Raw genomic sequence first — 26,301 nt, 5'->3', positions numbered from 1 at the left:
GTGTAAGCCTCCTCAAAAAATAATATCCCATTGTCCATTCTGGTCGTAACAACGGGATATCATTCATCTTTATCTGCTATTAAAATGTCCTGCCTGCCACACTTCTTTGACTGCTTGAGGAACTTCTTTCACTTCAGCTACAGTCTGCTGAAAGGTACTTTTTTTCATTTGAACATCATGCTGAATCCTTTTTTGTTTTTGCGTCAGCAGCTGGGCTTCCGTTTTTAATCCTTCGATTTGTTTTTGCATGTCCTGCGTAACAGAGGTGAGTTCTTTCAGTGTCGGGTCAAGCTTTTTCTTATTTTGAATCACATGAACCCCTAAGAAAATGATAGAAAACGCCAATACTGCGAGACTAATATAAACAATAACCATATGTTCACTCCTTTTTCTTTTGTCATTACCCTGTTTCCGTTTTTTTAATCCGAAGAAATGATGGTGTCACAGTTCGTTTCATTTGCGTATTGGATTTATTCTACTTATAATGTGATATCGTACATAGATAAGCAAAGAAAGGGTGCTTCAATTGCAAAGTTTACAAAATAAAACCGCTCTTATTACAGGCGGAGGCAGAGGGATCGGCCGCGCTACAGCTCTTGCTCTTGCGAAAGAAGGCGTCAATATCGGGTTAATCGGCCGGACTGCTGCAAATGTTGAAAAAGTGGCTGAAGAAGTCAAAGCGCTTGGTGTAAAAGCTGCATTTGCTGCTGCAGATGTAAAAGATGCCGACGAAGTAAATCAAGCTGTAGCTCAAGTGAAGGAACAGCTCGGTGATATTGACATCCTCATTAATAACGCTGGAATCAGCAAATTTGGCGGTTTCTTAGACCTGTCAGCTGACGAGTGGGAAAATATTATAAATGTCAACCTAATGGGTGTGTACCACGTGACTCGCGCAGTGCTTCCGGAAATGATCGAACGCAAAGCCGGAGACATCATTAATATTTCATCTACAGCGGGTCAAAGAGGAGCTGCTGCAACAAGTGCTTACAGTGCTTCTAAATTTGCGGTTCTCGGGTTAACAGAGTCTCTTATGCAAGAAGTGAGAAAACACAATATCAGAGTCAGCGCGTTAACACCAAGCACTGTCGCAAGTGATATGTCTATCGAACTGAACTTAACAGACGGTAATCCTGAGAAAGTGATGCAGCCAGAGGATCTTGCGGAGTACATGGTGGCACAATTGAAACTGGATCCGCGAATTTTCATCAAAACTGCTGGATTGTGGTCAACAAATCCGTAAAATCAAAAGCCTGTCCTGCGACAGGCTTTTTTATTTTTAATTGAAGAAAAAAGGAGTATCATTTAACTAATAAAACTATATACTAAATTTTCATTGTTGCATTTTTGTCCCATTACACATATAAACAGCAACCATATACATTTTCTTCATTATCAGCTTTCATTAAAGAAGGAAAACAATAAGACAAAATTGAATATTTAGTACATAGTGTGCTCAGTTGACAGAAGAAGGAGTGAAAATAATGAAAGAAGAAAAAAGAAGTTCAACTGGCTTTTTGGTTAAACAGCGCGCATTTTTGAAACTTTATATGATAACAATGACAGAGCAAGAGAGACTCTACGGACTAAAGCTGCTTGAAGTGCTTCGCTCTGAATTTAAAGAGATTGGTTTTAAACCAAACCATACAGAAGTATACCGATCTTTGCATGAGCTTCTTGATGACGGGATATTAAAGCAAATCAAAGTAAAAAAAGAAGGGGCTAAGCTCCAGGAAGTCGTCCTTTATCAATTCAAAGACTATGAAGCTGCCAAACTATATAAAAAACAGCTGAAGGTTGAGCTGGACCGCTGTAAAAAACTGATTGAAAAAGCGATTTCAGATAACTTTTAATGTGAAAAAACACCCGCACAGCATTGATCATCGGGTGTTTTCTGCTGTTCATTATACATAATTGTCGAAAAGAAACAATACAAATCAATGATGACCTTCAAACTTGACATCATTTCCTCACGTGGTAACATTTTAAACGTGTGAAATGCGAACAAAAAAGCGAACGAAGGAGATGTTACCGATCTTTGATCAAAAGAAAATAGCCTTTATAGGAGCAGGATCTATGGCCGAAGGAATGATATCAGGTATCATCCGTGCCAACAAAATCCCGAAACAAAACATCTGCGTTACAAACCGCAGCAATACAGAGCGATTAGCTGAACTTGAACTTCACTATGGCATCAAAGGCGCAGGGCCGAATGATTTATGTATGGAAGACATGGATGTACTTATTTTGGCAATGAAGCCAAAAGACGTCGAAAGCGCTCTGTCATCGCTAAAATCACGTATTCAACCCCATCAGCTCATATTGTCGGTCCTTGCCGGCATAACCACCTCTTTTATTGAACAATCATTGCTTAATCAACAGCCGGTTATCAGAGTGATGCCTAACACATCCAGTATGATCGGCGCTTCTGCAACAGCCATTGCGCTTGGCAAATATGTATCAGATGACCAGAAAAAGCTGGCAGAAGTATTGCTTGGATGCATGGGTGAAGTCTATACCATTCAAGAAAACCAAATGGACATATTCACCGGAATTGCCGGCAGCGGTCCCGCTTATTTTTATTATTTAATGGAATTCATTGAAAAAGCAGGCGAGGAAGCGGGCCTCGATAAACAGTTATCACGCAGCATCGGTGCACAGACGTTTTTAGGTGCCGCAAAAATGCTCATGGAAACAGGAGAACAGCCTGAGGTCTTAAGAAACAATGTCACGTCACCGAATGGAACGACAGCTGCCGGGCTGCAAGCCTTGAAAAAGAACGGCGGCGGAGAAGCAATTTCTCAAGCGATTAAGCATGCCGCTAAGCGTTCAAAGGAAATCAGCAGCGATATCGAAAAAACAGCGGCCCTGCTAACAGGAGTGATAAAGTGACGCCTGATACAGACATGAAAAGAGTCGTTGTGAAGATTGGAAGCAGTTCTTTAACAAGCCTTCATGGTGAAATCAGCATTCGAAAATTAGAAGCGTTGGTTGACCAGGTCGTCAAACTCAAAGATGCAGGATATGAAGTGATTTTGGTCTCTTCAGGTGCAGTGGCGGCGGGATATCGGAAGCTCGGATTTATCCGAAGACCAGAAAAGCTTCCGGAAAAACAAGCTTCAGCTTCAATCGGTCAGGGCCTGCTGATGGAAGCTTATTCAAAGCTTTTTTTAGCACACGGCTATGTCGCATCCCAAATTTTAATTACGAGAAGCGATTTTTCTGATGAATATCGGTATAACAATGTTCGGAATACAATGAATGTACTGCTAGAACGAGGTATCATCCCGATCATAAACGAAAATGATACAGTGACTGTCAATCTGCTCAAGTTTGGCGACAATGATACGCTCGCAGCAAAAGTCGCAGGATTAATCGATGCGGATATGCTTGTGATTTTATCAGATATCGATGGATTATATGATGGCAATCCGCGTACAAATCCAGAAGCGAAAAGAGTACGGCGAGTGAGTGAAATAACGCCAGACCTCGAAGCATGCGCAGGTGATACTGACAGCTCCGTCGGTACGGGAGGCATGCGCTCTAAGCTTGATGCGTTTAAAATCGTCATGGCATCCGGCATTAAAGGATTTCTTGGTCAGGCAGATACCGGCGATATTTTATTTCAGGCCGTACATGAAAAGGCGGAAGGCACCTATTTTGAAGCAGAGGAAACGCTTCCGCTGAATCGTAAGGAGCAGTGGATCGCTTTTAATTCCGGCCCGGAAGGTGAAATGATTGTATCAGATGATTATTCACGAAGAGTAACAAACGGCCAATCGAGTTTATATCTGGACGGTGTACAGAAGATTAAAGGGAAGTTCAAAAGCGGATCGGTTGTTCGGCTGATGGATTCACAAGGGGCGGAAATCGGGCTCGGAATCGTCAATTATTCTTCTGTACAGCTTCAAGAACCTGAAAAGAGAAAAGAGCTGATAAACAAAGCTGTGATTGATCAGGAAGCGTTTGTTTGCCATGTGGATATATCTTTGTCTGTAAATTAAATTGCAGCAAAAAACCCGAAGCTTCATATAGAAGCTCGGGTTCATTTTTTATTGATACTGCTCCAGCTTAGAAAAGAATTGAATAACAAACTCATAAAAGTCATTCGCAGACGGCGCAAGCTCTCTGTTTTTCGGTTTTATGATTCCGACAGTCCGTTTTACTTGAGGGAACTCAATTGGAATCTTCACAGTAAAACGAGGTGTCGTTTCCGCAAAAGTGCTTTCCGGCAAAAGGGTAACGCCCATTCCAGCGGATACCAATCCTTTAATGGCATCCAAATCCTCGCCCTCAGTAGAAACGAGAGGAGCAAAACCGGCTTGTTTGCAAGAATCTATTGCCATTTTTCTCAGCACAAAGCCTTCCGGGAACAATACAAATTGGTCGTTGCGCAAATCGATTAAATGAACCGTTTTTTGTTTGGCAAGCGGGTGATTTAATGGAACAAGCGCGTAAATTTTTTCTGTGAATAAAATTTTCCCCGTTATATCCGAGAAATTCGTCGGCACCGGTCCTAATAAGGCCAGATCAATATCGCGGGTTCTGACAGCTTCAATCAGAAACTTATAGGAGCCTTGGCGCAGCAAAAACTCGACGTGCGGATATTCTTCTTTAAATGCAGAAATGACGGTCGGCAAAAGCTGGCTCGCAAGGCTTGTAGGAAAGCCGATCTTTACCGTTCCGCGATGCGGGTCGAGATACTCATCAATTTGTTCTTTCGCATAATCAATGGCTTTCATTGCCGTTTTCACATGAAGCAAAAATTCTTTTCCGATCGGCGTGAGTTTGATGTTTCTTCCTTCACGCTCAAATAAAGTCACATTTAGTTCTTCTTCAAGATTTGCAATTTGTCTGCTGATTGCTGATTGGGCCACATGCAAATGATCAGCGGCTTCTGAAACGTGTTCACGTTCAGCCACCTCCATAAAATAACGCAGTTGGCGCAGCTCCATTTTCGTCTCACATCCATCTATCTCATTTTGAGATTCTTTTGATCTAAATTATATATTGTTTATATCGTTTTGAAAACCTACAATAATAATAGAGTTGTTAGATTTTATGACCGGTATTATCGGAAATTGATCGGGGGAGAGGAATTATGACGTACAATCAAATGCCAAAAGCTCAAGGTCTCTACCGTCCTGAATTTGAACATGATGCATGCGGAATCGGCCTATATGCGCACTTAAAGGGCAAGCAGACTCACGACATCGTCAAACAAGGGCTGAAAATGCTTTGCCAGCTAGACCATAGAGGAGGCCAAGGCAGTGATCCGGATACAGGAGACGGAGCCGGCTTACTGGTTCAAATCCCTGATGCTTTCTTTAGAAAAGAGTGCAAAGACATCAATCTGCCGGAAAAAGGCCGTTACGGGGTAGGAATGGTCTTTTTCTCACAGAAGGAAGATGAAAGAAAAAACATCGAAAAGCAAATCAATGCACTGATTGAACAAGAAGGCCAAGCTGTTCTTGGATGGAGAACTGTACCTATAAATGTCGGAAAAATCGGAACAGTGGCACAGAAGAGCTGCCCGTTTGTCCGTCAGGTATTTATCGGTGCAAGTTCTGATCTGAAGGACAATTTGTCGTTTGAGCGAAAATTGTATGTCATTCGCAAACAGGCTGAAAACTGGGGAGTCACGGAAGGTCTTGATTTTTATTTTGCCAGTCTTTCAAGCCAGACCATTGTTTACAAAGGCCTTTTAACACCTGAACAAGTTGATGCGTTTTATTCTGACCTGCAAGATGAAACATTCGTTTCTGCTTTTGCGCTTGTGCATTCACGCTTCAGCACTAACACATTCCCTACATGGGAAAGAGCGCATCCAAACCGGTATTTGGTTCACAATGGTGAAATCAACACCCTTCGCGGAAACATCAACTGGATGAGCGCACGTGAGCAGCAATTTGTTTCTGAAAGCTTCGGTGAGGACTTAAATAAGATTTTGCCGATTCTCAATGCTGACGGCAGTGACTCTTCCATTTTAGATAACGCATTTGAATTTTTTGTAATGGCTGGTCGCAAACCGGCACATACAGCAATGATGCTCATTCCTGAGCCGTGGACGGAAAATACGCACATGTCTAAGGAAAAAAGGGCGTTCTACGAGTACCACAGTTCCTTAATGGAGCCGTGGGACGGACCGACAGCCATTTCATTTACCGACGGAAAACAAATCGGTGCGATTCTTGACCGGAATGGCCTTCGTCCTGCACGTTATTATGTAACAAAAGATGATTATATTATTTTCTCATCTGAAGTCGGCGTTATTGAAGTTGAACAGGAGAACATTTTATATAAAAACCGTCTTGAACCAGGAAAAATGCTTTTAATTGACCTGGAAGAAGGCCGGATTATCCCGGATGAAGAAGTCAAAACACAAATTGCAACTGAGTATCCGTATCAAAAATGGCTTGAAAAAGAGCTTGTCCAAGTGAATCCTGATCCGGAATCAAGAGAGGAAGAACAGTTTACAGATCTCCTTACTCGCCAGAAGGCATTCGGGTACACATATGAAGATATCCAAAAGTATTTAATCCCTGTGATTAAAGAAGGAAAAGATCCTCTCGGTTCAATGGGGAATGACGTGCCGCTTGCTGTTCTGTCAGACCGCGCACAATCACTTTTCAACTACTTTAAGCAGCTGTTTGCACAAGTAACGAACCCGCCAATTGATGCGATTCGCGAGCAGCTTGTAACATCTACGATGACTTGGCTCGGTGCAGAAGGCGATCTTCTTCACCCGAGTGAACGAAACGTTCGCCGGATTAAATTGTATACACCAGTTTTATCCAACGAACAATTTTACGCTTTGAAAACGATTGTTCATCCTGACTTAAAAAGCCAAAGAATCGATGTGCTGTTCTCGGAGGATATTGAACGCGGATTAAAGGACATGTTCACACAAGCAGAGAAAGCCATCAGCCAAGGTGTAAGCCTGTTAATTTTATCAGACAAGAAGATGAACGAACGCCTGACGCCGATTCCTCCGCTTTTGGCAGTCAGCGCGCTGCACCAGCATTTAATCCGCAAAGGGCTGCGTACGAAAGTCAGCATTATTGTGGAATCCGGGGAAGCGCGTGAGGTGCATCACTTTGCAGCATTAATCGGCTATGGTGCCGATGCGATTAATCCGTATCTGGCTTATGCGACTTACAAGCAGGAAATTGATGAAGGACGTTTGGATCTCGGCTATGAAGAAGCGGTCAGCAAATATGGAAAAAGCATTACTGAAGGCGTTGTAAAAGTCATGTCTAAGATGGGAATTTCAACTGTACAAAGCTACAGAGGCGCCCAAATCTTTGAAGCGGTAGGAATCAGCCGCGATGTGATTGACCGCTATTTCACGGGAACTGCATCACAGCTGGGCGGTATCGACTTAAAAACAATTGCCGAAGAGGCGCAGCGCCGTCACCGGGAAGCGTATCAGGATGATTACAGCAAAACGCTTGAACCAGGAAGTGACTTCCAATGGAGAAACGGCGGAGAGCATCACGCGTTTAACCCGAAAACGATTCATACCTTGCAATGGGCATGCCGCAGAAATGATTACAATCTGTTTAAACAATATACAAAAGCGGCAGATGAAGAACGGATCGGATTTTTGCGGAACTTGTTCGCATTTGACGGAGACCGGAAGCCTCTGAAACTGGAGGAGGTCGAATCTGCTGAATCAATTGTCAAACGCTTTAAAACAGGTGCAATGTCATTTGGATCCTTGAGTAAGGAAGCGCATGAAGCTTTAGCCATTGCGATGAACCGTCTTGGCGGAAAAAGCAACAGCGGTGAGGGCGGAGAAGACCCAAAACGCTTTGTTCCAGATGAAAACGGTGATGACAGAAGAAGTGCAATCAAACAAATTGCATCCGGTCGTTTTGGCGTCAAAAGCCATTACCTCGTTAATGCAGATGAATTGCAAATCAAAATGGCGCAAGGCGCTAAGCCGGGCGAAGGCGGACAGCTGCCTGGCAACAAGGTGTACCCTTGGGTTGCCGATGTCCGCGGATCAACGCCAGGTGTCGGATTAATCTCACCGCCGCCGCATCACGACATTTATTCGATTGAGGATTTGGCGCAGCTGATACACGATTTAAAAAATGCCAATCGTGATGCAAGAATCAGCGTCAAGCTGGTGTCAAAAGCAGGCGTTGGCACAATCGCTGCAGGTGTTGCCAAAGCAACGGCAGATGTCATTGTGATCAGTGGTTACGACGGAGGTACAGGCGCTTCTCCGAAAACCAGTATTAAACATACAGGGCTGCCATGGGAGCTTGGTCTTGCAGAAGCACATCAAACGTTAATGCTGAATGGACTCCGTGACCGTGTTGTATTAGAAACAGACGGAAAGCTCATGACGGGCCGAGATGTTGTGATGGCTGCCTTGCTCGGCGCCGAAGAATTCGGTTTCGCGACGGCTCCGTTAGTTGTACTCGGCTGTGTCATGATGCGTGCCTGCCATTTGGATACATGTCCTGTCGGGGTAGCGACACAAAATCCGGAGCTTCGTAAAAAATTCATGGGCGACCCTGATCATATTGTGAACTATATGCTGTTCATTGCTGAAGAAGTTCGTGAGTACATGGCTGCCTTAGGCTTCAAGACATTTGACGAAATGATCGGCCGCACGGACGTACTCAATGTAAGTGAACGGGCGAAGGGACATTGGAAAGCAAGCCAGCTTGACTTGTCTACCCTTCTTTATCAGCCTGAAGGCGTTCGGACGTTCCAATCGCCGCAAAATCATAAAATTGATCAATCACTTGATATGACGGCGATTCTCCCGGCTGTACAAGAAGCCATCGAGTCCGGGAAAGAAGCAGAAGTTTCTATTAAAATCAACAATACAAACCGTGTAGCCGGCACGATAACAGGCAGTGAAATTTCAAAACGTCATGGTGAAGAAGGGCTTCCGGAAGATACGATTAAGCTGCAGTTTACCGGATCAGCCGGACAAAGCTTTGGAGCCTTCGTTCCTAAAGGGATGACGCTTTATTTAGACGGAGACTCAAATGATTATGTCGGAAAAGGACTTTCTGGCGGAAAAATCATCGTCAAGTCACCGGAAGGATTCAATTCCGCTTCAGATGACAACGTCATTATCGGTAACGTAGCTTTCTACGGTGCGACAAGCGGAGAAGCGTACATTAACGGTCGTGCTGGTGAACGCTTTGCCGTTCGGAACAGCGGTGTGAATGTGGTGGTAGAAGGCATTGGCGACCACGGCTGTGAATACATGACTGGCGGCAGCGTTGTTGTGCTCGGTGAAGTAGGCAAAAACTTCGCTGCAGGCATGTCCGGCGGAACCGCTTATGTTCTGGCCGAAGATGTAAAAGCGTTTAAACGCAAATGCAACCTTGAGATGATTTTATTTGAATCATTAGGGGATGAAAAAGAAATCGAGCAAGTCAAAGCAATGCTTGAAAAACATGCTGCATATACAAACAGCCAAAAAGCACAAGATCTGCTTGATCAGTGGGAAGACAGCGTGAAAAAATTCGTCAAAGTCATTCCGAAAAACTATAAACAAATGCTTGCAAGCATCGAAGAACAAAAAGCTGCAGGCCTATCAGATGAAGAAGCTGTTATGTACGCATTTGAAGCCAACACGAAACCAAAGCAGAACCCAGCGTCATCGGGACAAAAACAAGCGGTAGTTCAGTAAGGAAGGGGAGAGGAACATGGGGAAACCAACTGGATTTATGGAGATCAAACGAGAAAAACCTGCTGAGCGGGACCCTCTCACTCGCTTAAAGGATTGGAAAGAATATTCTGCTCCTTTTTCAGAAGAAGCATCGAAACGGCAGGGGGCGCGGTGTATGGATTGCGGTACACCGTTTTGCCAGATCGGTGCGGACATTAACGGATTTACATCCGGCTGTCCAATTTACAACTTAATTCCTGAATGGAATGATCTTGTCTACCGGGGCAGATGGAAAGAAGCATTAGAACGCCTTTTGAAAACAAACAACTTTCCTGAATTCACAGGGCGGGTATGCCCCGCTCCTTGTGAAGGATCATGTACATTAGCGATTTCAGACCCGGCCGTATCAATTAAAAATATCGAAAGAGCTATCATTGACAAAGGCTTTGAGAACGGCTGGATTCAGCCTAGAATTCCTAAAAAACGAACAGGCAAAAAAGTGGCCGTCGTTGGATCAGGCCCGGCCGGACTGGCGAGTGCTGATCAGCTGAATCAAGCGGGACATTCCGTCACTGTGTTTGAACGTTCGGACAGAGCGGGCGGTCTTTTAACATACGGCATTCCAAACATGAAGCTTGAGAAAGGCATTGTAGAACGCCGGGTTAAATTGCTGACACAAGAAGGCATTGATTTTGTCACAAACACAGAAATCGGCGTTGATATTACAGCTGATGAGCTGAAAGAGCAATTTGACGCTGTGATTCTATGTACAGGCGCGCAAAAACAGCGGGATCTATTAATTGAAGGACGCGATTCAAAAGGAGTCCATTACGCGATGGACTACCTGACACTCGCGACAAAAAGCTATTTAGATTCTAACTTTAAAGACAAGAAATTTATTGATGCCAAAGGGAAAGATGTCATCGTAATTGGAGGCGGGGATACAGGAGCTGACTGTGTCGCTACAGCTTTGCGACAAAAAGCCAAAAGCGTACACCAATTCGGCAAACACCCGAAACTTCCGCCGGCTCGTACGAATGACAATCTATGGCCTGAACAGCCGCACGTCTTTACGCTTGAATATGCGTATGAAGAAGCAGAAGCAAAATTCGGAAGAGATCCGCGTGAATACTCCATTCAAACGAAAAAAATGGTTGCGGATAAAAACGGTAAGCTGAAAGAACTTCATACCATCCAAATGGAAAAAGTGAAAAATGAGCACGGAAAGTACGAGTTCCGCGAGCTGCCTGGAACGGAAAAAGTATGGCCTGCTCAGCTTGTCTTCATCGCTATCGGCTTTGAAGGCACAGAACAGCCGCTGTTGAAACAGTTTGGTGTTGATTCTGTAAATAACAAAATCAGCGCAGCATATGGGGATTATCAAACAAATATCGATGGCGTATTTGCCGCAGGGGATGCAAGAAGAGGCCAAAGCTTAATCGTATGGGCGATTAATGAAGGCCGTGAAGTGGCGCGTGAAGTAGATCGATATTTGATGGGGAGTTCAGTTCTTCCATAAATAAAGGGGATTATCATATAAGAGAAACCGGCCTGTATACCAGCCGGTTTCTTTTTTTATTCCATCATAATTCCGATGTTTCCAAACTGTGTGCCGTTCTGCATTCTTGTATATGCTTCAAACGCTTTTTCTAAAGGGTATGTGCGGTCAATTACAGGGCGCAGCTGATGTTTTTCAATGAAAGCGAGCATATCGTAAAATTCCTCACAGCTTCCCATCGAGGTTCCCAATACATTGATCTGAGGAAAGAATAAAGAGCGCACCGGAAAACTAAGGTCGTCCCCTGAGCTTGCCCCAAAACTGACAATACGCCCGTTCGGTTTAACATGGCGAAGGTATTCCGAAAAGAGGGCGGGACCTATGCTGTCAAGAACAACATCAGCTTTTTCTCCGTGCAGCTGATCATCCCAATTACTGTAGCTGTCAAAAGCATAATCGGCACCTAGATGGAGCGCTTTTTTCCTTTTCTCCTCACTGCGGGAGGTCACGCTTACTGTCGCTCCGATCGCTTTTGCCATGAATAAAGCGTAGGTTGCAACTCCGCTGCCGATGCCGGGAATCAACAGATGCTCGCCTTTTTTCAATCGGGCTTTTGTAAATAAGGCCCGATATGCGGTTAAAGCCGATAAAGGCAAAACGCCTGCTTCTTCCCAGGATAAATAAGAAGGTTTTTTGATTGCATTTTGTGAAGGAATGATCACATATTCAGCCAGCGTTCCGTCAGAAGGCCCTCCCAAGATCTCCGGAATTGGCGGTACATTCTCTGTCACATCCCAGTTCAATGTCGGGAAAATAATGACTTCCGTTTGAACAGCTGCGTTTTTGACACCTTCACCAACCTCTTCAATAATACCCGCGCCGTCAGAACCCAGTATCACATAAGGATCTCGTTCTGATTTGTTATTCATCAGAAACAGGTCGCGATGATTTAGACCTGCAGATTTTAATTTAACTTTCACCTCTCCGTATCCGGGCTTTTGTGATGGAACGTCTTGCAATGATAAGCCCTGAAGTCCTGCTTTTCCGTTGTGAATGACAGCTTTCATGTGTCCTCCTCCTCATTGAATTGCAGTTTCATATCTTTACATATTTTACATAGCGGTATTCTTCAAGTAAAATGAACAAAAATGATAGCCGATATCACTTTTAATCATAGCAAGAAGGTGAGAGCCTATGGAAAGCGGAGATTTAAAGATTTTTCGGGCTGTGGCCCGTGAAGGAAGCATAACGAAAGCAGCGGAAATGCTGAATTATGTTCAATCGAATGTGACAGCCAGAATACATAACCTTGAGGAAGATTTGAACATCAGGCTTTTTCATCGGACGAATCGCGGGATGAAGCTGACCGCTGCCGGAGAAAATCTACTAGAATATGCTGATCAAGTACTAGCGCTGTTAGACGAAGCTGAAAAATCGGCACAGATGAGCCAGCAGCCGAAAGGGCTGTTGCGGATCGGATCGCTGGAAACAACGGCGGTAACGCATCTGCCTGAGCATGCGGCCTCCTTCCTCAGACGTTTTCCTGAAGTTGATTTATCAGTGAACACAGCTGATACACACAATTTGATGCAACAGGTTCTAGATCATAAGGTTGATGGTGCTTTTGTATACGGACCGGTTGAGCACACGGATATCAGCCAAATCCCTGTTTCCCGTGATGAATTGGTTTTGATTTCCTCACAGGAAGGAACGGCAGAAGACATGCTTCGGCAGCCGATGCTCTTTTTTGGAGCTGGCTGTTCTCATCGTGCCAGAGTCAAAAGGTTACTGGAGGAAGCAGGCATTCAAAATCAAAAAATCATAGAGTTTGGGACATTGGAAGCTATTATAAGAGGAGTTTCCGCCGGTTTAGGAACAGCGCTGCTCCCAAAGTCCGCTATCGACTGTTCCGAACATCGTATGAATATATGGATTCATCAGCTGCCTGCAGCGTATCGAGATGTAGAGATTGTATTTATATACAGGAAAGACTTTTTTATTACGAATGCGTTTCAGAGATATATAGATGAGGTAGACGAAATGAAGGGATGAAGCCTGTTGCGCTGCAATTATCAGGTATGAGACAGGTGTAAAGGTCTGTATACAAAAAACTGTACTCATTTGAACCGAGTACAGTTTTCTTCATTTTATTTCCGTTTTAAATTAATACCGATCGCCGCGCCGTTTCTGCTTGAATCAGCTACGCCTTTAAAAGTGCCGTTTTCATGGTCGATAGAGATGCTTTGCACGTTGCCGATATCAACTGGGCTTTTGCCGAATTTATGTCCCATGCCGTTTAGTTTGCTGAGGACATCTTCAGGAACTCCATCTTCGTAGCGGTAGGAGCTCATGCTGTTTGTGTAAATTCTCGGCTCTTCGACTGCTGCTTTTAACTCCATGCCGTATTCGATGTGATAGAGAATGGTTTGCAAAACAGATGAAATAATGGTGGCCCCGCCCGGAGATCCGACGGTGAGAACAGGCTTGTCATCCTTAAATAAAATCGTCGGGGTCATGCTGCTCAAAGGCCGCTTGTTCGGCTGTACTTCGTTGGCACCGCCTGGAACCGCATCAAAATCCGTTAATTCATTATTTAAAATGACGCCGTAATCAGGGACCATAATACCGGTTCCGAATAGCTGTTCAATTGTCGTCGTATAGGAAACAACATTTCCCCAGCGGTCGGCAACTGTGAAGTGGGTTGTTTGGCCTTCTACTTTGTCTTCAGGCTGTTCGACTTGCTTATAGTTTGCCGATCCTTCTTGGTATTTCCAAGGGTCGCCGGCTTTCGGCTTTTTATTGACTTGATCCAGGCTGATTAATTGCTGGCGTTCTTTAATATAATCGGGATGAAGCAGGCCTTTGAGAGGAACGTTTACAAATTCGGGATCACCAGCGTAAGACGCACGGTCGGCATATGACAAATGCATCGTTTCCGCAAGCAGCTGATATTTTTCCCAAGAGCGGGCGTCGTATTGTGAAAGGTTAAAATCATCAAGAATTTTCAGCATTTGCAATAAAAAAATACCGCCAGAGCTTGGAGGAGGAGGAGTGGCGATTCGATAGCCTTGATAGTCTCCCCAAATCGGTTCATCGATCGTAATATCATAATTTTCTAAATCTTTTTTTGTCATTGATCCGCCGAAATCCTGCACGGTGTCAGAAAGCGCTTTGGCGAATTTTCCTTTATAAAAAGCGTTAGTGCCTTTTGAACGAATGAGCTTAAATGTTTTTGCCAAATCCTTCTGAACCAGTGTATCGCCTTCTTTAAGCGGCTTGCCATTTGGCAAAAATACATCCCTTGCGGCAGTCCGTGACAGCTTTTCCTGATAATCAGAAATGGCATCCGCCAACACTGAATCAATCGGAAATCCTTTTTCAGCGAGTTGAATAGAAGGGGTGATTAATTGCTTCATTGATCTTGTTCCCCATTTATCCAAGGCTTCTTCCAGCCCTTTCAGCGTACCTGGAACACCGACGGCAGTACCTTTTGTCACACGTTCAGAGAAAGGAATCGCTTTGCCGTCTTCATCAAGAAACATGTCAGGAGCTGCGCCTGCTGGAGCACGTTCACGGCTGTCTATGATGGTTGTATCCTTTGTTTTTCCATCATACACCATCATAAAGCCGCCGCCGCCAATGCCTGACATCATCGGCTCTGTGACATTGAGGGCAAATTGAATGGCAACCGCCGCGTCAATGGCATTTCCTCCTTTTTTCAACACATCAGCACCGACTTCTGAAGCGAGAGGATGTGCAGTGGCAACCATGCCATCTTTTCCAACGTCTACTTGTTTGTACTCGTCATAGCTTTTGGGCGGCTTTTTCGCTTCCGCATGAAAAGGGACACTTCCAGCGACTAACAGGACACAAAGCAGAGCTGTTAAACAGACGTTCACCGTTCTTTTCATATTCTCCCTCCTATATGAAGCTATTCTGTTACAATCTTAGCGTAAGAAAATTACAGCGTTTTCACAAGTGACAAATGGTATATTATACAGAATATTCACTCGTTTTTCTGTGCAAAATTGATTATAATGTGATATGCGATGTGCTATATTAGAATCAGCATACAGATGAGGAAAGGACTGCTATATGTATTTAACGATTAAAGAAACAGCAGAATATACAAATCTATCAGAGGATTATATAAAAAGCTTGGTGCTTGAAGGGAAAATCAGAGCCGTTCATGACGGTGAGCAATTTTTGATTTTTAAGGAGCAGTTCAAAACGCATCTCGAACAGCTGGAGAATTACAAAGCGCTCGTGCAGGAAATCTTAAATGAACCGATTCCGGAAGACATTGATGTAAAGGATGAGGATTAGGACACAATTTCAAATTGTGTCTTTTTTTGTATAACTTTTTGAAGACAGTGAAAAAAACAAGGCGTCAGATTTTGTTCTAAGAGGCTTTTCGATGATAACTAAGGGGATATGTATCAAATAGATTAAAAGCTTTATAAGTATCTTTAAAAGCCATTTAAGAGGAAGAGGGGGTTAGAAAGCAATTTACCCTCCTTATGTAACACTATGTATATTATGTTACATAAATGCCGCGACACTTTGACTTTCAACGTTTTTCAGCTATAATAGTAACATAGACCTCAAAACGTTACATAACGGTTTTTTAAGGAGTTTTTTGATGCATATTGTACAGCCGATTCGCAGTTTAGAAAAAATCCAACAAGTAAAACAATATTTGCTAAACAAAAACAAGCGGGACTACTTTCTTTTTATTTTCGGCATCAACAGCGCGCTCCGCATCTCTGATATTTTGCCGCTGCAAGTGAAGGATGTGAAAAATAAAGATCATTTATGGGCAACGGAAAGCAAAACGAAAAAGAAGAGGAAGATTCTGATTTTAGAATCGCTGAAGCAGGAAATATACGAGTATACGAAAGACATGAAAGAAAACGAATATCTATTTAAGTCTGTCCGGACTAGGAAGCCGATTTCCCGCATTCAGGCCTACAGGATTTTAAGAGAGGCCGCGGCGGTGTGCGGTCTTGAGGAGATAGGTACGCACACGCTCCGGAAAACGTTCGGCTACCATTTTTATCAGCGGACAAAAGATATCGCCGAGCTGCAGAGAATACTGAATCATTCATCACCCTCGATTACAATGCGGTATATCGGTATTGATGAAGATACGACAAGAGCCGCTTATAAGGTTTTTGGAGGGCTCTAATACAAATCCCTTGAAAATATCGATCATCAGAGCTACTATATAAATACAAAAAGCTCTAGTAGCACAGCGGATAGTGCAGCAGTTTCCTAAACTGCAGGTCGGGAGTTCGAATCTCTCCTAGAGCGTTTTTTAAATGAGATGGGTTCAGATTCATCACATCTATAAAGCTTTAAAACCCTTGTAAAACAAGGGTTTTTGCTGTTTCTAGGAGTTTTTCAATTGAACGAGAATACGGTGGCAAACGATGTGAATTTATTTCTTTTTGCACATTGCTCGATTTTGCCGTAGTCGGCATTTTTTCAAATAAGTGTATCTTCTTCACAGAGCTCTTTAATGACATGTTGATAATAATCAAGGGAGGGTATCTATCTTCGCATGTGATGGAGGCCTCCGCATTACAGTAATAAAGCAAATGTAGCCCGTTTTGTTGAGTGGGGAAGAATTACAGAAGATGAATACAAACTAATAACCGGCTTGACCAATCCGGACAAAACAGCCTGTCAGTGTGGATTTAGGCAGCGCCGCAAATTGATCGACACCCCAGAGGTGTTTTTATTTTGCCTCTAAGGAGGTGATAACAAGAAATGGCGGATACTACTGTGTTTATTAATTTTGAAACATTGGATTTAGCGAGAGTTGATCTGTTTGGTGGTGTAAAGTACCTCGATTACTGCTGATTCTCAGCACCTTGACGTAATAACAGGTGTAATTAAGACTTGGAAACATTCAAAAAGCAGCGGAGCCGGAGCGCTTGCTTCGGTTATGTACGAAAATCATCGTAGCAAACATCATAGATACAATTCTCAATCTGAACGGCGTCCTGACATTTGGAACCGTTCTTTTTTATATCACCATCCACAACACAGCAAACGATGCATCAGCTGCTAAGGAGATCAGCTATATGATCGGGAATACAAGCTCGACAAGCTTTCACTTTGCAGTCGATGACAAAGAGGTGCGGCAGGGCATCCATATGGGAGACGGCACAAACGGCACCGGAAACCGTAAATCTATCGGGGTTGAAATCTGCTACAGCAAGTCTGGAGGCCCTAAATACAAGGCAGCAGAAAAGCTGGCAATCAAGTTTGTGGCGCAGCTGCTCAAAGAGCGCGGCTGGGCTATTGATCGTGTGCGCAAGCATCATGACTGGAACGGCAAGTATTGCCCGCATCGTATTTTGTCAGAGGGAAGATGGGATGAGGTTAAGGCGGCCATTGAAAAAGAATTGAAGGCTCTGGGCGGGAAAACAACTTCAACATCTGCACCTAAATCTTCTGGGGCACTTACACAGTCAAAAAAGACGATACTCTTTCCGCAATTGCAAAAGAGCATGGGGTAAGTGTGGCAAACCTTCAGAGCTGGAATAACATTAAGGACCCGAATAAAATCACAGTTGGCCAAAAGTTAAAGCTCACCGGCTCAAGCACTTCGAGCCCTAAACCAAGTAGCAAACAAACGTCATATACGCTGCCTTCTGGTGTCATTAGAGTAACAAGCCCTATGCGAAAAGGAGATGATGTAGAGCGGATACAAAAAGCCCTGGCGGCTCTTTATTTCTACCCGGACAAAGGGGCGAAGAATAACGGCATTGATGGCGTGTATGGACCGAAAACAGCAAACACGGTCAAACGGTTTCAGTCAGTAAATGGTCTGTCTGCTGACGGCATTTATGGGCCTAAGACTAAAGTGAAACTTGAAGAGTTCTTGAAATAATAGAAGAAGCCCTTCTTAAAAGAGGGCTCCTTTTCTAACTATATTGTTTTAAGGTGTTCTTTAATTTGTTCAATAACTTGCTTAAGCCATTCTAATGGAGTTATATCATCTTCAAGAAAGTATATACCATCAGCTGCTTCTTCTATAAATTCATTCTTATCTGCTCCAGAATAATCACTATTTACAAACTCAGTTAGTGCTATTAAATCTCTTTCTTTTAGTTTTTGTGCTGTTTCATTTAGATATTCATTAAGAGCATCTTCAGGAGATTCTATATCTTGGTGGAAATGTCCGCCGAGAAATCTAAATACAGGATCAGAAACTTTAATTTCAATCATTACTTATATAGCCTCTTTTATTTCTATAATTACTTTTTTCAACCATTGTAAAGGAGTTAAATCGATTGCCGGAAAATATATCTCCGTATATGATTTTATAAAACTTTCTTTCTCTTGATCAGATATGTTTTCATTTAAAAACTCTTCACAAAATTTTATTGTGAAAACTAAGCATTCTTTACTTGATTCATCTATAAATTCTTTCAGAGCTTGTTCTGGTGAACCCATGTCCTGGTGAAATGTTCCTTCTAAAAAATCACTTAATTCTTCCAGAGTATCATAATTCTCGTACATTGTTATTCAGAACTCCTTTTATTTTGTAGGATAGCCAGTTAAAATAAACTCCCCATTTTTACTCTTTTTCAATACTATTGTAGCGTTGGTAACATCCTTAGCAACATTTGAACCTTTTTCTACCCTTCTGCCGAGAACTTCTCCATCACCTTTGTATCTTAAAGGAAGAGTAGGTCTACTTGTAGGATTAGAGAGCCATTTTTTTATTTTACTAATGTTTTTTGGATCACTTAGAACTGAACTGGCGACTTTTTCTGCAGTAGCTCTATCTTTAAATGAAGAAGACCCAGAGATTTTTGTATCTTTTATTAAACGTTGAAATAATTCGCCATCAGTCTTCCCAACATGTTTTTCTATAAGATGCCCGCCTTTTGCTTCATGAGCAGCTAATCCGCCGCCAGGTGCGAGAGGGGTACTATCACCTTGTTTGGCATTACCTATACCCGTGTTGTTAGACGTTTCAGTTCTTCTGAGAACACTCTCTTTTTTATCTTCCGCAATGCTTTTTAGCAGCGGAGTATTTTTCACGTTAATGGTTTTCTCAGCATCCTGAAGGATTCCTTCTAATGCAGGAGTATACCGATTGACAGGAGATTTGACAAACTGTTTTACAGATTTTCCGCCTTGTTTAATTGTGCCACTAGTTGCTTTCCCAACTTTAGCAAGATCTTTCGAGCCTGTTGAGACAGAGGACTTTCCACCTTTTAACAACAGAAGACTTCCGCCCAAATAAGTAACATAGTGCAGCCGTGTGTATGCATCCCCGTGAATCATTTTTGTATCCCAATTATCCTTCAATGTGTCAACCATACTTTGAAAGGCAGCTTGATAGTCGTATTCCAAAACGGTATCCAGCACTTTTTGAGGATCCTTGTTTAAGTTATCAATCGTCCAACCGATATTCCATCCAAATTGAATGGCTCCTTCACCGGTATCCTTGGCAAGATCGTATATACCAACAATCGCACCCTTGGCGCCATCACCTATGATTCGCAACACTTCTTTTCCGTTATCCATGAAGGATTTACGCTGTTCAAGAAATGAAACAAATTCAAGCTGTTCAGGGGTAAGATTCTCATAGCCGACCTTCTTGGCAATTTTTAAGTATTCATCCGGATCCGTCACACCGTCTACTAGCTTCTTCTTTAAATCTTTGATTTCTCGTTGTTTCGCTTCATCTTTTTTGATCTTCAAATAGGCTTCAGTTTGTTTCTCAATATCGCCTTTTTTCTTATGTATATCACTTTCGCGGTACGCCTTGGCGTTGTAATGAATGGGCGTAGCATTTTTGCCTTTGCCTGTGGATTCCTCAAGCTTTTGAAAGTCCTTCTTGATGAATTGCTCGTTTGGCTCTGACTGAGCATATTCAGAAACAAGCGCTTCGTCTACGCTGTCTACTTTATTGACTGCTTTTTTGCGTTGGTTCTCCGCATCGGCGAGTTCGTCTTTGAAGGTTTCTGTCGAGAACAAATCAAGCGGAAGAATGTCGTCGATATCATGTAAGATATCTTTCATCGCTTTCTTTTGTTCAGACATAATCGATTTTGATTTTGTGTAAGCATTAGCCAGCTCATGTTCTAAGAAGGATTCTTCTATATATGCATCAGATAAGCTGGCGTCCTCTAAAGTGCCTGAAATGCTCGTCAAGAAAGCAATTTTCATATCAAGTAAGTCAATCCAATTGTCAGCTACACCTGCGTGGTCTTGATAAAATGCTTTGATATTGTCTGCGCCTTTGCCGGAAAACTCACTGTCATCTAAATCAGCTACAGCTTTAAAAGCCTTTTTTAGATTGACCATTTGACTTCTTAATTCTTTGTATTCCTTTGCGCGTCTATCTGCTTCTGAAAGCAGTGATTTGGCTTCAAATACTTTCATGATCATATCCTTTCGTTTGAATAGCTCCAACAAGATTTTACCATGGGAAAATGAAGAAATAGACGGGGATGTGATTCAAAATTGAGAAACGATTAATTTGATCCGTGTCATTTTACCTATATGAATTAATTGAAGAACGTTTAGGCAGTCAATGCATGGATATCGCATAACAAAATAGCTCTTTAGCAACTTACTTTTTTTGTTAAAATGATGAAAACAGAAAGGGGAGATAATATGGCATTACTACGCTTTATAAGTTTATATGGAATAGCCATCATTATACTGATGGTCGTAGCGAATTTTGCTCCTTTCTTGGCGGTGCCGTTATACTATGTTGCCGTAGCTGTATTAGTCTTTCTGATTGTGTATCTGATATATTATTATACCCAAAAGGTTTGAAGGGGGAAAAGGTAAACAAATTGCACAATAAATAGGGGAATAGACAACGGACTTTTCGCCTGTTGTCTTTCTTTATGCTAAAAGAAAAAGCACCTCCAACTACAAGACTATGTCTTATATTTGGGGTGCACTTCATACGCAGGGCGTTTTTTTCATATAACTGCGTCAAATTGATTGACTTTCCATTTTTTGTTTTCTTTTACAAAAGTCACTTTCCGTTTTGCAGCAGGTGATCCGTCTAAAGTAGGAATGGTAAATTCGTATGTGATTGTGCCGCCTTTTTTAGAGATGAGTTTAGCAGTTGATTTTTTCCAATTCAATAGGTTATCTCCGTCGCCGATCGGAACTGCAAGTTTTCCTTTTGAAACAGTGAAATGATAATCTTTAAAGCCTTTTTCGATTGCTGTTTTTGTAAAAATAGGTGTTAAGTAATTCACCGCTTTTGCTTTCGTGCCTAGATCACTGCACATGTACACATATTGAAGATTTTGATACTCGAATGTTCCTGATGGGCAAACTGCTTTTTTTACCTTTGGATTGTGGCCGCTCATTGTGTTCCAAAAGTGCTCTCTTGCGGATAATGCCAGCTGTAGTGCTTGTTTTTGTGATAAATCGCCTGATGTATTTTTCGCAAATGCATTTGTGCTTAATGACAGAATAAGTGCAATCGTTGTTAGAAATAGAAAATATTTTTTCATTGTGGTTCACTCCTTCAAAATCTCTTTCTCTTATGTTACAAATGTTACAATAATTACGGTAAGATTACAACACTTTTGCATAAATTATTTTTTTCTTTTATTTACAAAGAAATAGGCTGTTACTTTCTAGTTTATTCTTTATAAGCCAAAAAGATGTGTAAAATGAGTAGAATCGGGAAGGGTTTCATATGGAAAGTGATGAATAATAACATGTTACATATCCTGTTATTGTCAAAAGAATAGGAGCATGTTTTACAATCGAATTCAAATAAAGGAGCCTTCACTATGGAAACACCACAAGAACAACTTGTAAACCAGAAGAAAAGCAATCCATCTGTCTGGCGGTCTATGTCACTCTTTTTAGTGCCGCTTCTGCTAAGCAATGTGCTGCAATCAGTGGGCCAGTTAGTAGGAATGATGGCTGTAGGCAGATGGCTGGGTGTTGATGCGGTTGCAGCGGTATCATCCTTTTTCCCGTTATTTTTTCTTTTAATCTCATTTACGATAGGTATCGGTTCAGGAAGTTCGATCCTGATTGGACAAGCCTACGGGGCGAAGAACGAAGAGCGATTAAAGGCTGTTGTCGGAACGACGCTCACGTTTACGTTTTTATTAGGAGTTGTGTTAGCCGTCATCGGCAGTATTTTCACCTTTGATATTCTTCGTTTAATGGGTACTCCTGAAAATGTCATTCATATCAGCGCCAGCTATGCACGTATTTTGTTTTATGCTATGCCGTTTATGTTTTTATATTTTGCATATACAACCTTTTTGCGCGGAACAGGGGATTCTAAGACACCGTTTTATACGCTGATTGTGAGCACGGTCATTAACATAGCGCTTTTGCCTGTCTTAATCCTTGGTATGTTCGGTTTTCCGAAACTTGGCATATACGGCTCCGCATATGCAACTGTCATTTCCACGATTGCAACTTTTCTCGTGTTATTGGTGTATTTGCGAAAACGAAATCATCCGCTGCAATTTGATAAAACAGTGCGCCGTTATTTGAAAATGGATAAGGAACTGCTGGCTCTCCTGCTGCGTCTTGGGATTCCAGCAAGCATCAATATGATTCTTGTCTCATTATCAGAGATAGCGGTTATTTCATTCGTCAATCATTACGGATCTAATGCAACAGCTGCATACGGAGTGGTCAACCAGGTGGCCAGCTATGTACAGATGCCAGCCGTGAGCCTTGGTATTGCAGTTTCAATTTTTGCTGCGCAATCGATCGGCGCGAACGAGGTTGACCGCTTAAAGCAGGTCATTCGTGTGGGGATTTGGCTGAATTATATCATTGGCGGCGTGCTGATCATTTTGATCTATGCTTTTTCACATCAGATTTTAGCGTTATTTTTAACCGAACAAGAGACGCTTTACATTGCACACCGTCTCTTGATGATTACATTGTGGAGCTATTTGCTATTTGGAAATGCCCAAATTATTTCTGCAACGATGCGGGCAAGCGGAACGGTTTTATGGCCGACCGTTATCAGTATTTTCGCCATCTGGGGAGTAGAGGTGCCTGTCGCGTATGTCCTTTCCCACTATACAAAGCTTGAAATACTCGGCGTCTGGGTTGGGTATCCGGCTGCGTTTGCCGTCAGCTTGCTGTTGATTTATGGGTATTATCAATTCGTATGGAAAAAGAAACAAATTACACGTCTCATCCAATAGCCTCCCGAATGACACCGTTCTTGAGTTTGAACGGTGTTTTTTTATTTGATAGGGGGGAAACCTAAAATGGAGGAAATGTGGCACAGCACATTGAATTCTTATACAAGCAATGAATCAAGGAGAGGTTGAGTACACATGGCAAACTTTATTGAAAACATCACGTATTTGGGAATACCGGCAATCAAAGCAGGCAATGAACATCTAGAAATGATTGTTGTCCCCGAGTGGGGGAGCAACGTCATTTCTCTCGTGGACAAAGCAACAAAGATCCAGCTTTTGCGGGAACCGGAAACAGCAGAAAGCTTTCATGACACACCAACATTGTATGGCATTCCAATCCTGTTTCCGCCTAACCGGATAAGTGACGGTACATTCAGTTTCCAGGGCAGAACCTATCATTTTGATATCAACGAAAAGGATAAACACAACCATCTTCACGGCTTCCTTTATCATGAAAAGTGGGACGTTGTGACGATGAGGCAAACAGACGAAGACGTCATCGTTGAAACGGAAATTGATCTTTCAGAGCTTCCCCATGTGTATAAGCAATTTCCGCATCATGCCGTCGTTCGGATGACATACACGCTAAAGGGAAATACTCTATTTAAATATGCAACGGTCATGAATAAAGGAAAGGAAGCGTTTCCTTGGGGAATCGGCTATCATACTACATTTGTGTATCCAGCAGAAAGCTCGTTATTCTCCCTGACAGCGGATCAGCAATGGGAGTTGGATGAACGCCTGCTCCCGACCGGGAAGCTGATGGATGTGAAAAATAAAGAAGCATTGCATGAAGGGATGGATGTACGCCATAAGCAGCTGGATGATGTCTTTTTATCTGCTTATCAGAAAAGAGGTGGAGAAAATCAGGCAGTCATTTATCATCAGCATGCACATATAAGCATTAGTTATAAGGCCGACGAACAATTTAAACATTGGGTTGTATACAATGCGGACGGAAAACAGGAGTATTTATGCCCTGAACCTTATACATGGGTGACAAACGCTGTGAACCTTGATTTACCTTCATCACTCACTGGTTTACAAGTGCTGGAGCCTGGAGAAAAAACGACTGCCAAAAGCAGTATCACCATTGAACTGAATCACCAATAGCCAATGATGGGACGCAGAGAGGCGGGGTAAATAAATGAAAAAAAGCATAAAGCTTTATGTTGCTGTTTTGCTGCTTTTCGTCGTAGCTTCGGTACCGTATATGCATCAGGCTGCGCAAGCGGTCGAAACACAAGATGCACTTGCCGGGCAGATCGATAAGGTTTTGGCTGAGCATCCTGCACTCGTCGGCGCAATGGCCGGCATCACTGTTCGCTCAGCGGATACAGGAACTGTTCTATATGAGCATTCAGGAGACATGCGAATGAGACCCGCCTCTTCTCTGAAACTTTTGACAGCGGCCGCGGCACTTTCTGTCCTTGGCGAGGACTATCCCTTTACAACCGAGATCCGGACGGACGGCGCACTCAAAGGGAAAAAGCTGAACGGAAACCTTTATTTGAAAGGGAAAGGAGATCCTACACTTTTACCGTCTGATTTTGAAAAAATGGCTGAGAAATTAAAACAGGCTGGCGTGAACGTGATTAAAGGCAGCCTGATCGGTGATGATACGTGGTATGATGACATCCGATTATCATCTGATATGCCGTGGAGTGATGAATCCACGTATTACGGCGCGCAAGTCTCCGCTTTAACCGCATCTCCAAATGAAGATTACGATGCAGGAACTGTGATTGTAGCGGTCACCCCGGGTAAAAAAGCAGGGGACAAGCCTGTCGTTTCTGTATCTCCGCAGACAGATTATGTAACGATTAAGAACAGTGCTGAAACAATTGCAGCCGGTCAAAAGAAAGACCTCACGATCGAAAGAGAGCATGGAACAAACAAGATCACAATTGAAGGAAGCGTACCGGCTGACGCAAGCAAAACAAAGGAATGGGTTGCTGTCTGGGAGCCGGCCGGATATGCCTTGGATGTATTCAAACAGGCACTAAAAAAACAAGGGATTGCCGTAAAAGGGAACGTCAAGACAGGCACAGCTCCTGATTCCTCAGACGTGTTGATCTCTCATCGATCAATGCCTTTGTCGAAACTATTTGTTCCGTTTATGAAATTAAGCAATAACGGACATGCCGAAGTGCTTGTAAAAGAAATGGGGAAAGTGAAAAAAGAAGAGGGGAGCTGGGAGAAGGGACTCGAGGTATTAAACAATACGCTACCTGAATTTGGTGTAGATCCCAAATCACTTGTATTAAGAGACGGATCAGGAGTCTCTCATATCAATGCTGTATCCTCGGATCAAATCTCACAGCTGTTATATGATATTCAAGATGAAAAGTGGTTCTCAACTTATCTAAATTCCCTGCCTGTTGCAGGCGATAATAACCGAATGATAGGAGGAACGCTGAGAAATCGCATGAAAGACACTCCTGCACAAGGAAAGGTAAGGGCTAAAACAGGATCGCTAAGCACGGTCAGCTCTTTATCCGGGTACGCAGAAACCAAGAGCGGAAAAAAACTTGTTTTCTCAATTCTTTTGAACGGATTGATTGATGACGAGGACGGAAAAGATATTGAGGATCAAATCGCTGTTATCTTGGCAAATCAATAATGGCGCCAGACCTGTTTTCGCATGGAAAACAGGTTTTTTTATGCCCGCAATAACGATCCAGTCTCATCTGCCAGTAAATAGAAAGTTGACATTGATCAGCAAATTAGCGTAAGTAAAAAATAGTAAGTAAGACCTTGCTGAAAACGATGCTTTTATCACTTTATGTTCAAAAAAATGATAAAAACCAAAACTGAAACTAAATAAATAATACTATATTCAAAAAAAAGTTATAATAATTTAATATTTTTTATTGTACTTTAAAAAATATCCGTTAATATAGTGCATATATGGATTATATAGTCATATAATTTCTTTTATTGTCATTTTTCTACTTTTTTCTTAACCTCTTATT

General features: G+C 42.5%; 21 protein-coding genes, 1 tRNA gene and 2 pseudogenes. 16 read left to right on the top strand and 8 right to left on the bottom strand.

Going from position 1 to position 26,301, the window contains the following annotated elements:
- Positions 1–69: 69 nt before the first annotated feature.
- Complete coding sequence (locus G4P54_RS10635; RefSeq protein WP_167872632.1) at positions 70–375, bottom strand: DUF948 domain-containing protein; 306 nt, start codon at positions 373–375, stop codon at positions 70–72.
- A gap of 151 nt (positions 376–526) precedes the next feature.
- On the opposite strand from G4P54_RS10635, the gene G4P54_RS10630 reads away from it, so the two are divergent.
- From G4P54_RS10630 to proB, 4 genes are all read left to right on the top strand, one after another.
- Positions 527–1,243, top strand: a complete 717-nt coding sequence (locus G4P54_RS10630) for a 3-ketoacyl-ACP reductase (RefSeq protein ID WP_024715458.1) — start codon at positions 527–529, stop codon at positions 1,241–1,243.
- A gap of 241 nt (positions 1,244–1,484) precedes the next feature.
- Positions 1,485–1,853: a replication termination protein gene (gene rtp, locus G4P54_RS10625; protein ID WP_024715459.1), complete on the top strand. Its 369-nt coding sequence runs from the start codon at positions 1,485–1,487 to the stop codon at positions 1,851–1,853.
- Between the two features lie 145 nt (positions 1,854–1,998).
- Positions 1,999–2,892 carry a pyrroline-5-carboxylate reductase gene (gene proC / locus G4P54_RS10620; protein ID WP_167872631.1) on the top strand — a complete coding sequence of 298 codons (894 nt, stop codon included), beginning with the start codon at positions 1,999–2,001 and terminating at the stop codon, positions 2,890–2,892.
- Positions 2,889–4,004, top strand: coding sequence for a glutamate 5-kinase (gene proB, locus G4P54_RS10615; protein ID WP_167872630.1), 1,116 nt, complete (start codon positions 2,889–2,891; stop codon positions 4,002–4,004). The genes proC and proB overlap by 4 nt, the downstream gene beginning before the upstream one ends.
- Before the next feature lie 48 nt (positions 4,005–4,052).
- Here proB and gltC read toward each other — a convergent pair whose 3' ends face one another.
- Positions 4,053–4,955, bottom strand: coding sequence for a glutamate biosynthesis transcriptional regulator GltC (gene gltC / locus G4P54_RS10610; protein WP_024715462.1), 903 nt, complete (start codon positions 4,953–4,955; stop codon positions 4,053–4,055).
- Positions 4,956–5,101: 146 nt separating this feature from the next.
- On the opposite strand from gltC, the gene gltB reads away from it, so the two are divergent.
- Together gltB and gltD are read left to right on the top strand one after the other, a co-directional pair.
- The gene (gltB, locus tag G4P54_RS10605) at positions 5,102–9,664 is read left to right on the top strand and encodes a glutamate synthase large subunit (protein ID WP_167872629.1); all 4,563 of its coding nucleotides are present in this window, start codon (positions 5,102–5,104) and stop codon (positions 9,662–9,664) included.
- A gap of 16 nt (positions 9,665–9,680) precedes the next feature.
- Positions 9,681–11,162: a glutamate synthase small subunit gene (gltD, locus tag G4P54_RS10600; protein WP_024715464.1), complete on the top strand. Its 1,482-nt coding sequence runs from the start codon at positions 9,681–9,683 to the stop codon at positions 11,160–11,162.
- 56 nt (positions 11,163–11,218) lie between these two features.
- Here gltD and G4P54_RS10595 read toward each other — a convergent pair whose 3' ends face one another.
- Positions 11,219–12,208 (bottom strand): zinc-binding dehydrogenase, encoded by a 990-nt coding sequence (locus tag G4P54_RS10595; protein WP_167872628.1) that lies wholly within the window; start codon positions 12,206–12,208, stop codon positions 11,219–11,221.
- 127 nt (positions 12,209–12,335) lie between these two features.
- Between G4P54_RS10595 and yofA the strand changes: the two genes are divergently transcribed.
- Positions 12,336–13,193 (top strand): LysR family transcriptional regulator YofA, encoded by an 858-nt coding sequence (gene yofA, locus G4P54_RS10590; protein ID WP_024715465.1) that lies wholly within the window; start codon positions 12,336–12,338, stop codon positions 13,191–13,193.
- A gap of 95 nt (positions 13,194–13,288) precedes the next feature.
- Here yofA and ggt read toward each other — a convergent pair whose 3' ends face one another.
- A complete protein-coding gene (gene ggt, locus G4P54_RS10585) occupies positions 13,289–15,052 on the bottom strand; it encodes a gamma-glutamyltransferase (protein WP_167872627.1) in 1,764 nt (587 codons plus the stop codon).
- 184 nt (positions 15,053–15,236) lie between these two features.
- Here ggt and G4P54_RS10580 point away from each other — a divergent pair, with 184 nt between their 5' ends.
- From G4P54_RS10580 to G4P54_RS21640, 6 genes and pseudogenes are all read left to right on the top strand, one after another.
- On the top strand, positions 15,237–15,467 hold the full coding sequence (locus G4P54_RS10580) for an excisionase family DNA-binding protein (RefSeq protein WP_024715467.1): 231 nt from the start codon (positions 15,237–15,239) through the stop codon (positions 15,465–15,467).
- 316 nt (positions 15,468–15,783) lie between these two features.
- Positions 15,784–16,329 carry a site-specific integrase gene (locus G4P54_RS10575; RefSeq protein WP_167872626.1) on the top strand — a complete coding sequence of 182 codons (546 nt, stop codon included), beginning with the start codon at positions 15,784–15,786 and terminating at the stop codon, positions 16,327–16,329.
- Positions 16,330–16,381: 52 nt separating this feature from the next.
- Positions 16,382–16,454, top strand: a tRNA-Arg gene (locus G4P54_RS10570).
- A 310-nt stretch (positions 16,455–16,764) separates the two neighbouring features.
- Positions 16,765–16,896, top strand: a pseudogene (locus G4P54_RS21765) (hypothetical protein); the annotation flags it as partial.
- A 277-nt stretch (positions 16,897–17,173) separates the two neighbouring features.
- Positions 17,174–17,632, top strand: a pseudogene (locus tag G4P54_RS21645) (peptidoglycan recognition protein family protein); the annotation flags it as partial.
- 38 nt (positions 17,633–17,670) lie between these two features.
- A complete protein-coding gene (locus tag G4P54_RS21640) occupies positions 17,671–18,042 on the top strand; it encodes a peptidoglycan-binding protein (RefSeq protein ID WP_420809516.1) in 372 nt (123 codons plus the stop codon).
- Between the two features lie 38 nt (positions 18,043–18,080).
- On the opposite strand, the gene G4P54_RS10545 is transcribed toward G4P54_RS21640, so the two are convergent.
- The 4 genes from G4P54_RS10545 to iseA form a co-directional block, all read right to left on the bottom strand.
- Positions 18,081–18,380, bottom strand: a complete 300-nt coding sequence (locus tag G4P54_RS10545; RefSeq protein WP_167872625.1) for a contact-dependent growth inhibition system immunity protein — start codon at positions 18,378–18,380, stop codon at positions 18,081–18,083.
- A gap of 3 nt (positions 18,381–18,383) precedes the next feature.
- Entirely contained in the window at positions 18,384–18,674 is a 291-nt protein-coding gene (locus tag G4P54_RS10540; protein WP_167872624.1) for a contact-dependent growth inhibition system immunity protein, read from the bottom strand.
- 18 nt (positions 18,675–18,692) lie between these two features.
- Positions 18,693–20,552 carry a ribonuclease YeeF family protein gene (locus G4P54_RS10535; RefSeq protein WP_167872623.1) on the bottom strand — a complete coding sequence of 620 codons (1,860 nt, stop codon included), beginning with the start codon at positions 20,550–20,552 and terminating at the stop codon, positions 18,693–18,695.
- Between the two features lie 551 nt (positions 20,553–21,103).
- The gene (gene iseA, locus G4P54_RS10530; protein ID WP_167872622.1) at positions 21,104–21,649 is read right to left on the bottom strand and encodes a DL-endopeptidase inhibitor IseA; all 546 of its coding nucleotides are present in this window, start codon (positions 21,647–21,649) and stop codon (positions 21,104–21,106) included.
- A 285-nt stretch (positions 21,650–21,934) separates the two neighbouring features.
- On the opposite strand from iseA, the gene G4P54_RS10525 reads away from it, so the two are divergent.
- The 3 genes from G4P54_RS10525 (at position 21,935) to dacB (ending at position 25,949) form a co-directional block, all read left to right on the top strand.
- Positions 21,935–23,326 carry an MATE family efflux transporter gene (locus tag G4P54_RS10525; RefSeq protein WP_167872621.1) on the top strand — a complete coding sequence of 464 codons (1,392 nt, stop codon included), beginning with the start codon at positions 21,935–21,937 and terminating at the stop codon, positions 23,324–23,326.
- A gap of 135 nt (positions 23,327–23,461) precedes the next feature.
- Positions 23,462–24,439, top strand: a complete 978-nt coding sequence (gene galM, locus G4P54_RS10520) for an aldose 1-epimerase (protein ID WP_167872620.1) — start codon at positions 23,462–23,464, stop codon at positions 24,437–24,439.
- Positions 24,440–24,473: 34 nt separating this feature from the next.
- Complete coding sequence (gene dacB, locus G4P54_RS10515) at positions 24,474–25,949, top strand: D-alanyl-D-alanine carboxypeptidase/D-alanyl-D-alanine endopeptidase (RefSeq protein WP_167872619.1); 1,476 nt, start codon at positions 24,474–24,476, stop codon at positions 25,947–25,949.
- Positions 25,950–26,301: the final 352 nt, after the last annotated feature.

This window comes from Bacillus tequilensis (assembly GCF_012225885.1).
Taxonomy (GTDB): domain Bacteria; phylum Bacillota; class Bacilli; order Bacillales; family Bacillaceae; genus Bacillus; species Bacillus tequilensis.
Note: the sequence above shows the minus strand (reverse complement) of the source record. Positions and strands in the feature narration are given on the sequence as shown.

What these genes read in the sequence shown, in the direction of transcription:
- gltC (WP_024715462.1), bottom strand. Translation starts at nt 4,955, where the DNA reads ATGGAGCTGCGCCAACTGCGTTATTTTATGGAGGTGGCTGAACGTGAA.
- gltD (WP_024715464.1), top strand. Translation starts at nt 9,681, where the DNA reads ATGGGGAAACCAACTGGATTTATGGAGATCAAACGAGAAAAACCTGCT.
- ggt (WP_167872627.1), bottom strand. Translation starts at nt 15,052, where the DNA reads ATGAAAAGAACGGTGAACGTCTGTTTAACAGCTCTGCTTTGTGTCCTG.
- G4P54_RS10575 (WP_167872626.1), top strand. Translation starts at nt 15,784, where the DNA reads ATGCATATTGTACAGCCGATTCGCAGTTTAGAAAAAATCCAACAAGTA.
- G4P54_RS10545 (WP_167872625.1), bottom strand. Translation starts at nt 18,380, where the DNA reads ATGATTGAAATTAAAGTTTCTGATCCTGTATTTAGATTTCTCGGCGGA.
- dacB (WP_167872619.1), top strand. Translation starts at nt 24,474, where the DNA reads ATGAAAAAAAGCATAAAGCTTTATGTTGCTGTTTTGCTGCTTTTCGTC.
- G4P54_RS10540 (WP_167872624.1), bottom strand. Translation starts at nt 18,674, where the DNA reads ATGTACGAGAATTATGATACTCTGGAAGAATTAAGTGATTTTTTAGAA.
- G4P54_RS10535 (WP_167872623.1), bottom strand. Translation starts at nt 20,552, where the DNA reads ATGAAAGTATTTGAAGCCAAATCACTGCTTTCAGAAGCAGATAGACGC.
- G4P54_RS10580 (WP_024715467.1), top strand. Translation starts at nt 15,237, where the DNA reads ATGTATTTAACGATTAAAGAAACAGCAGAATATACAAATCTATCAGAG.
- galM (WP_167872620.1), top strand. Translation starts at nt 23,462, where the DNA reads ATGGCAAACTTTATTGAAAACATCACGTATTTGGGAATACCGGCAATC.
- yofA (WP_024715465.1), top strand. Translation starts at nt 12,336, where the DNA reads ATGGAAAGCGGAGATTTAAAGATTTTTCGGGCTGTGGCCCGTGAAGGA.
- G4P54_RS10635 (WP_167872632.1), bottom strand. Translation starts at nt 375, where the DNA reads ATGGTTATTGTTTATATTAGTCTCGCAGTATTGGCGTTTTCTATCATT.
- rtp (WP_024715459.1), top strand. Translation starts at nt 1,485, where the DNA reads ATGAAAGAAGAAAAAAGAAGTTCAACTGGCTTTTTGGTTAAACAGCGC.
- proC (WP_167872631.1), top strand. Translation starts at nt 1,999, where the DNA reads ATGCGAACAAAAAAGCGAACGAAGGAGATGTTACCGATCTTTGATCAA.
- G4P54_RS10595 (WP_167872628.1), bottom strand. Translation starts at nt 12,208, where the DNA reads ATGAAAGCTGTCATTCACAACGGAAAAGCAGGACTTCAGGGCTTATCA.
- gltB (WP_167872629.1), top strand. Translation starts at nt 5,102, where the DNA reads ATGACGTACAATCAAATGCCAAAAGCTCAAGGTCTCTACCGTCCTGAA.
- iseA (WP_167872622.1), bottom strand. Translation starts at nt 21,649, where the DNA reads ATGAAAAAATATTTTCTATTTCTAACAACGATTGCACTTATTCTGTCA.
- G4P54_RS10525 (WP_167872621.1), top strand. Translation starts at nt 21,935, where the DNA reads ATGGAAACACCACAAGAACAACTTGTAAACCAGAAGAAAAGCAATCCA.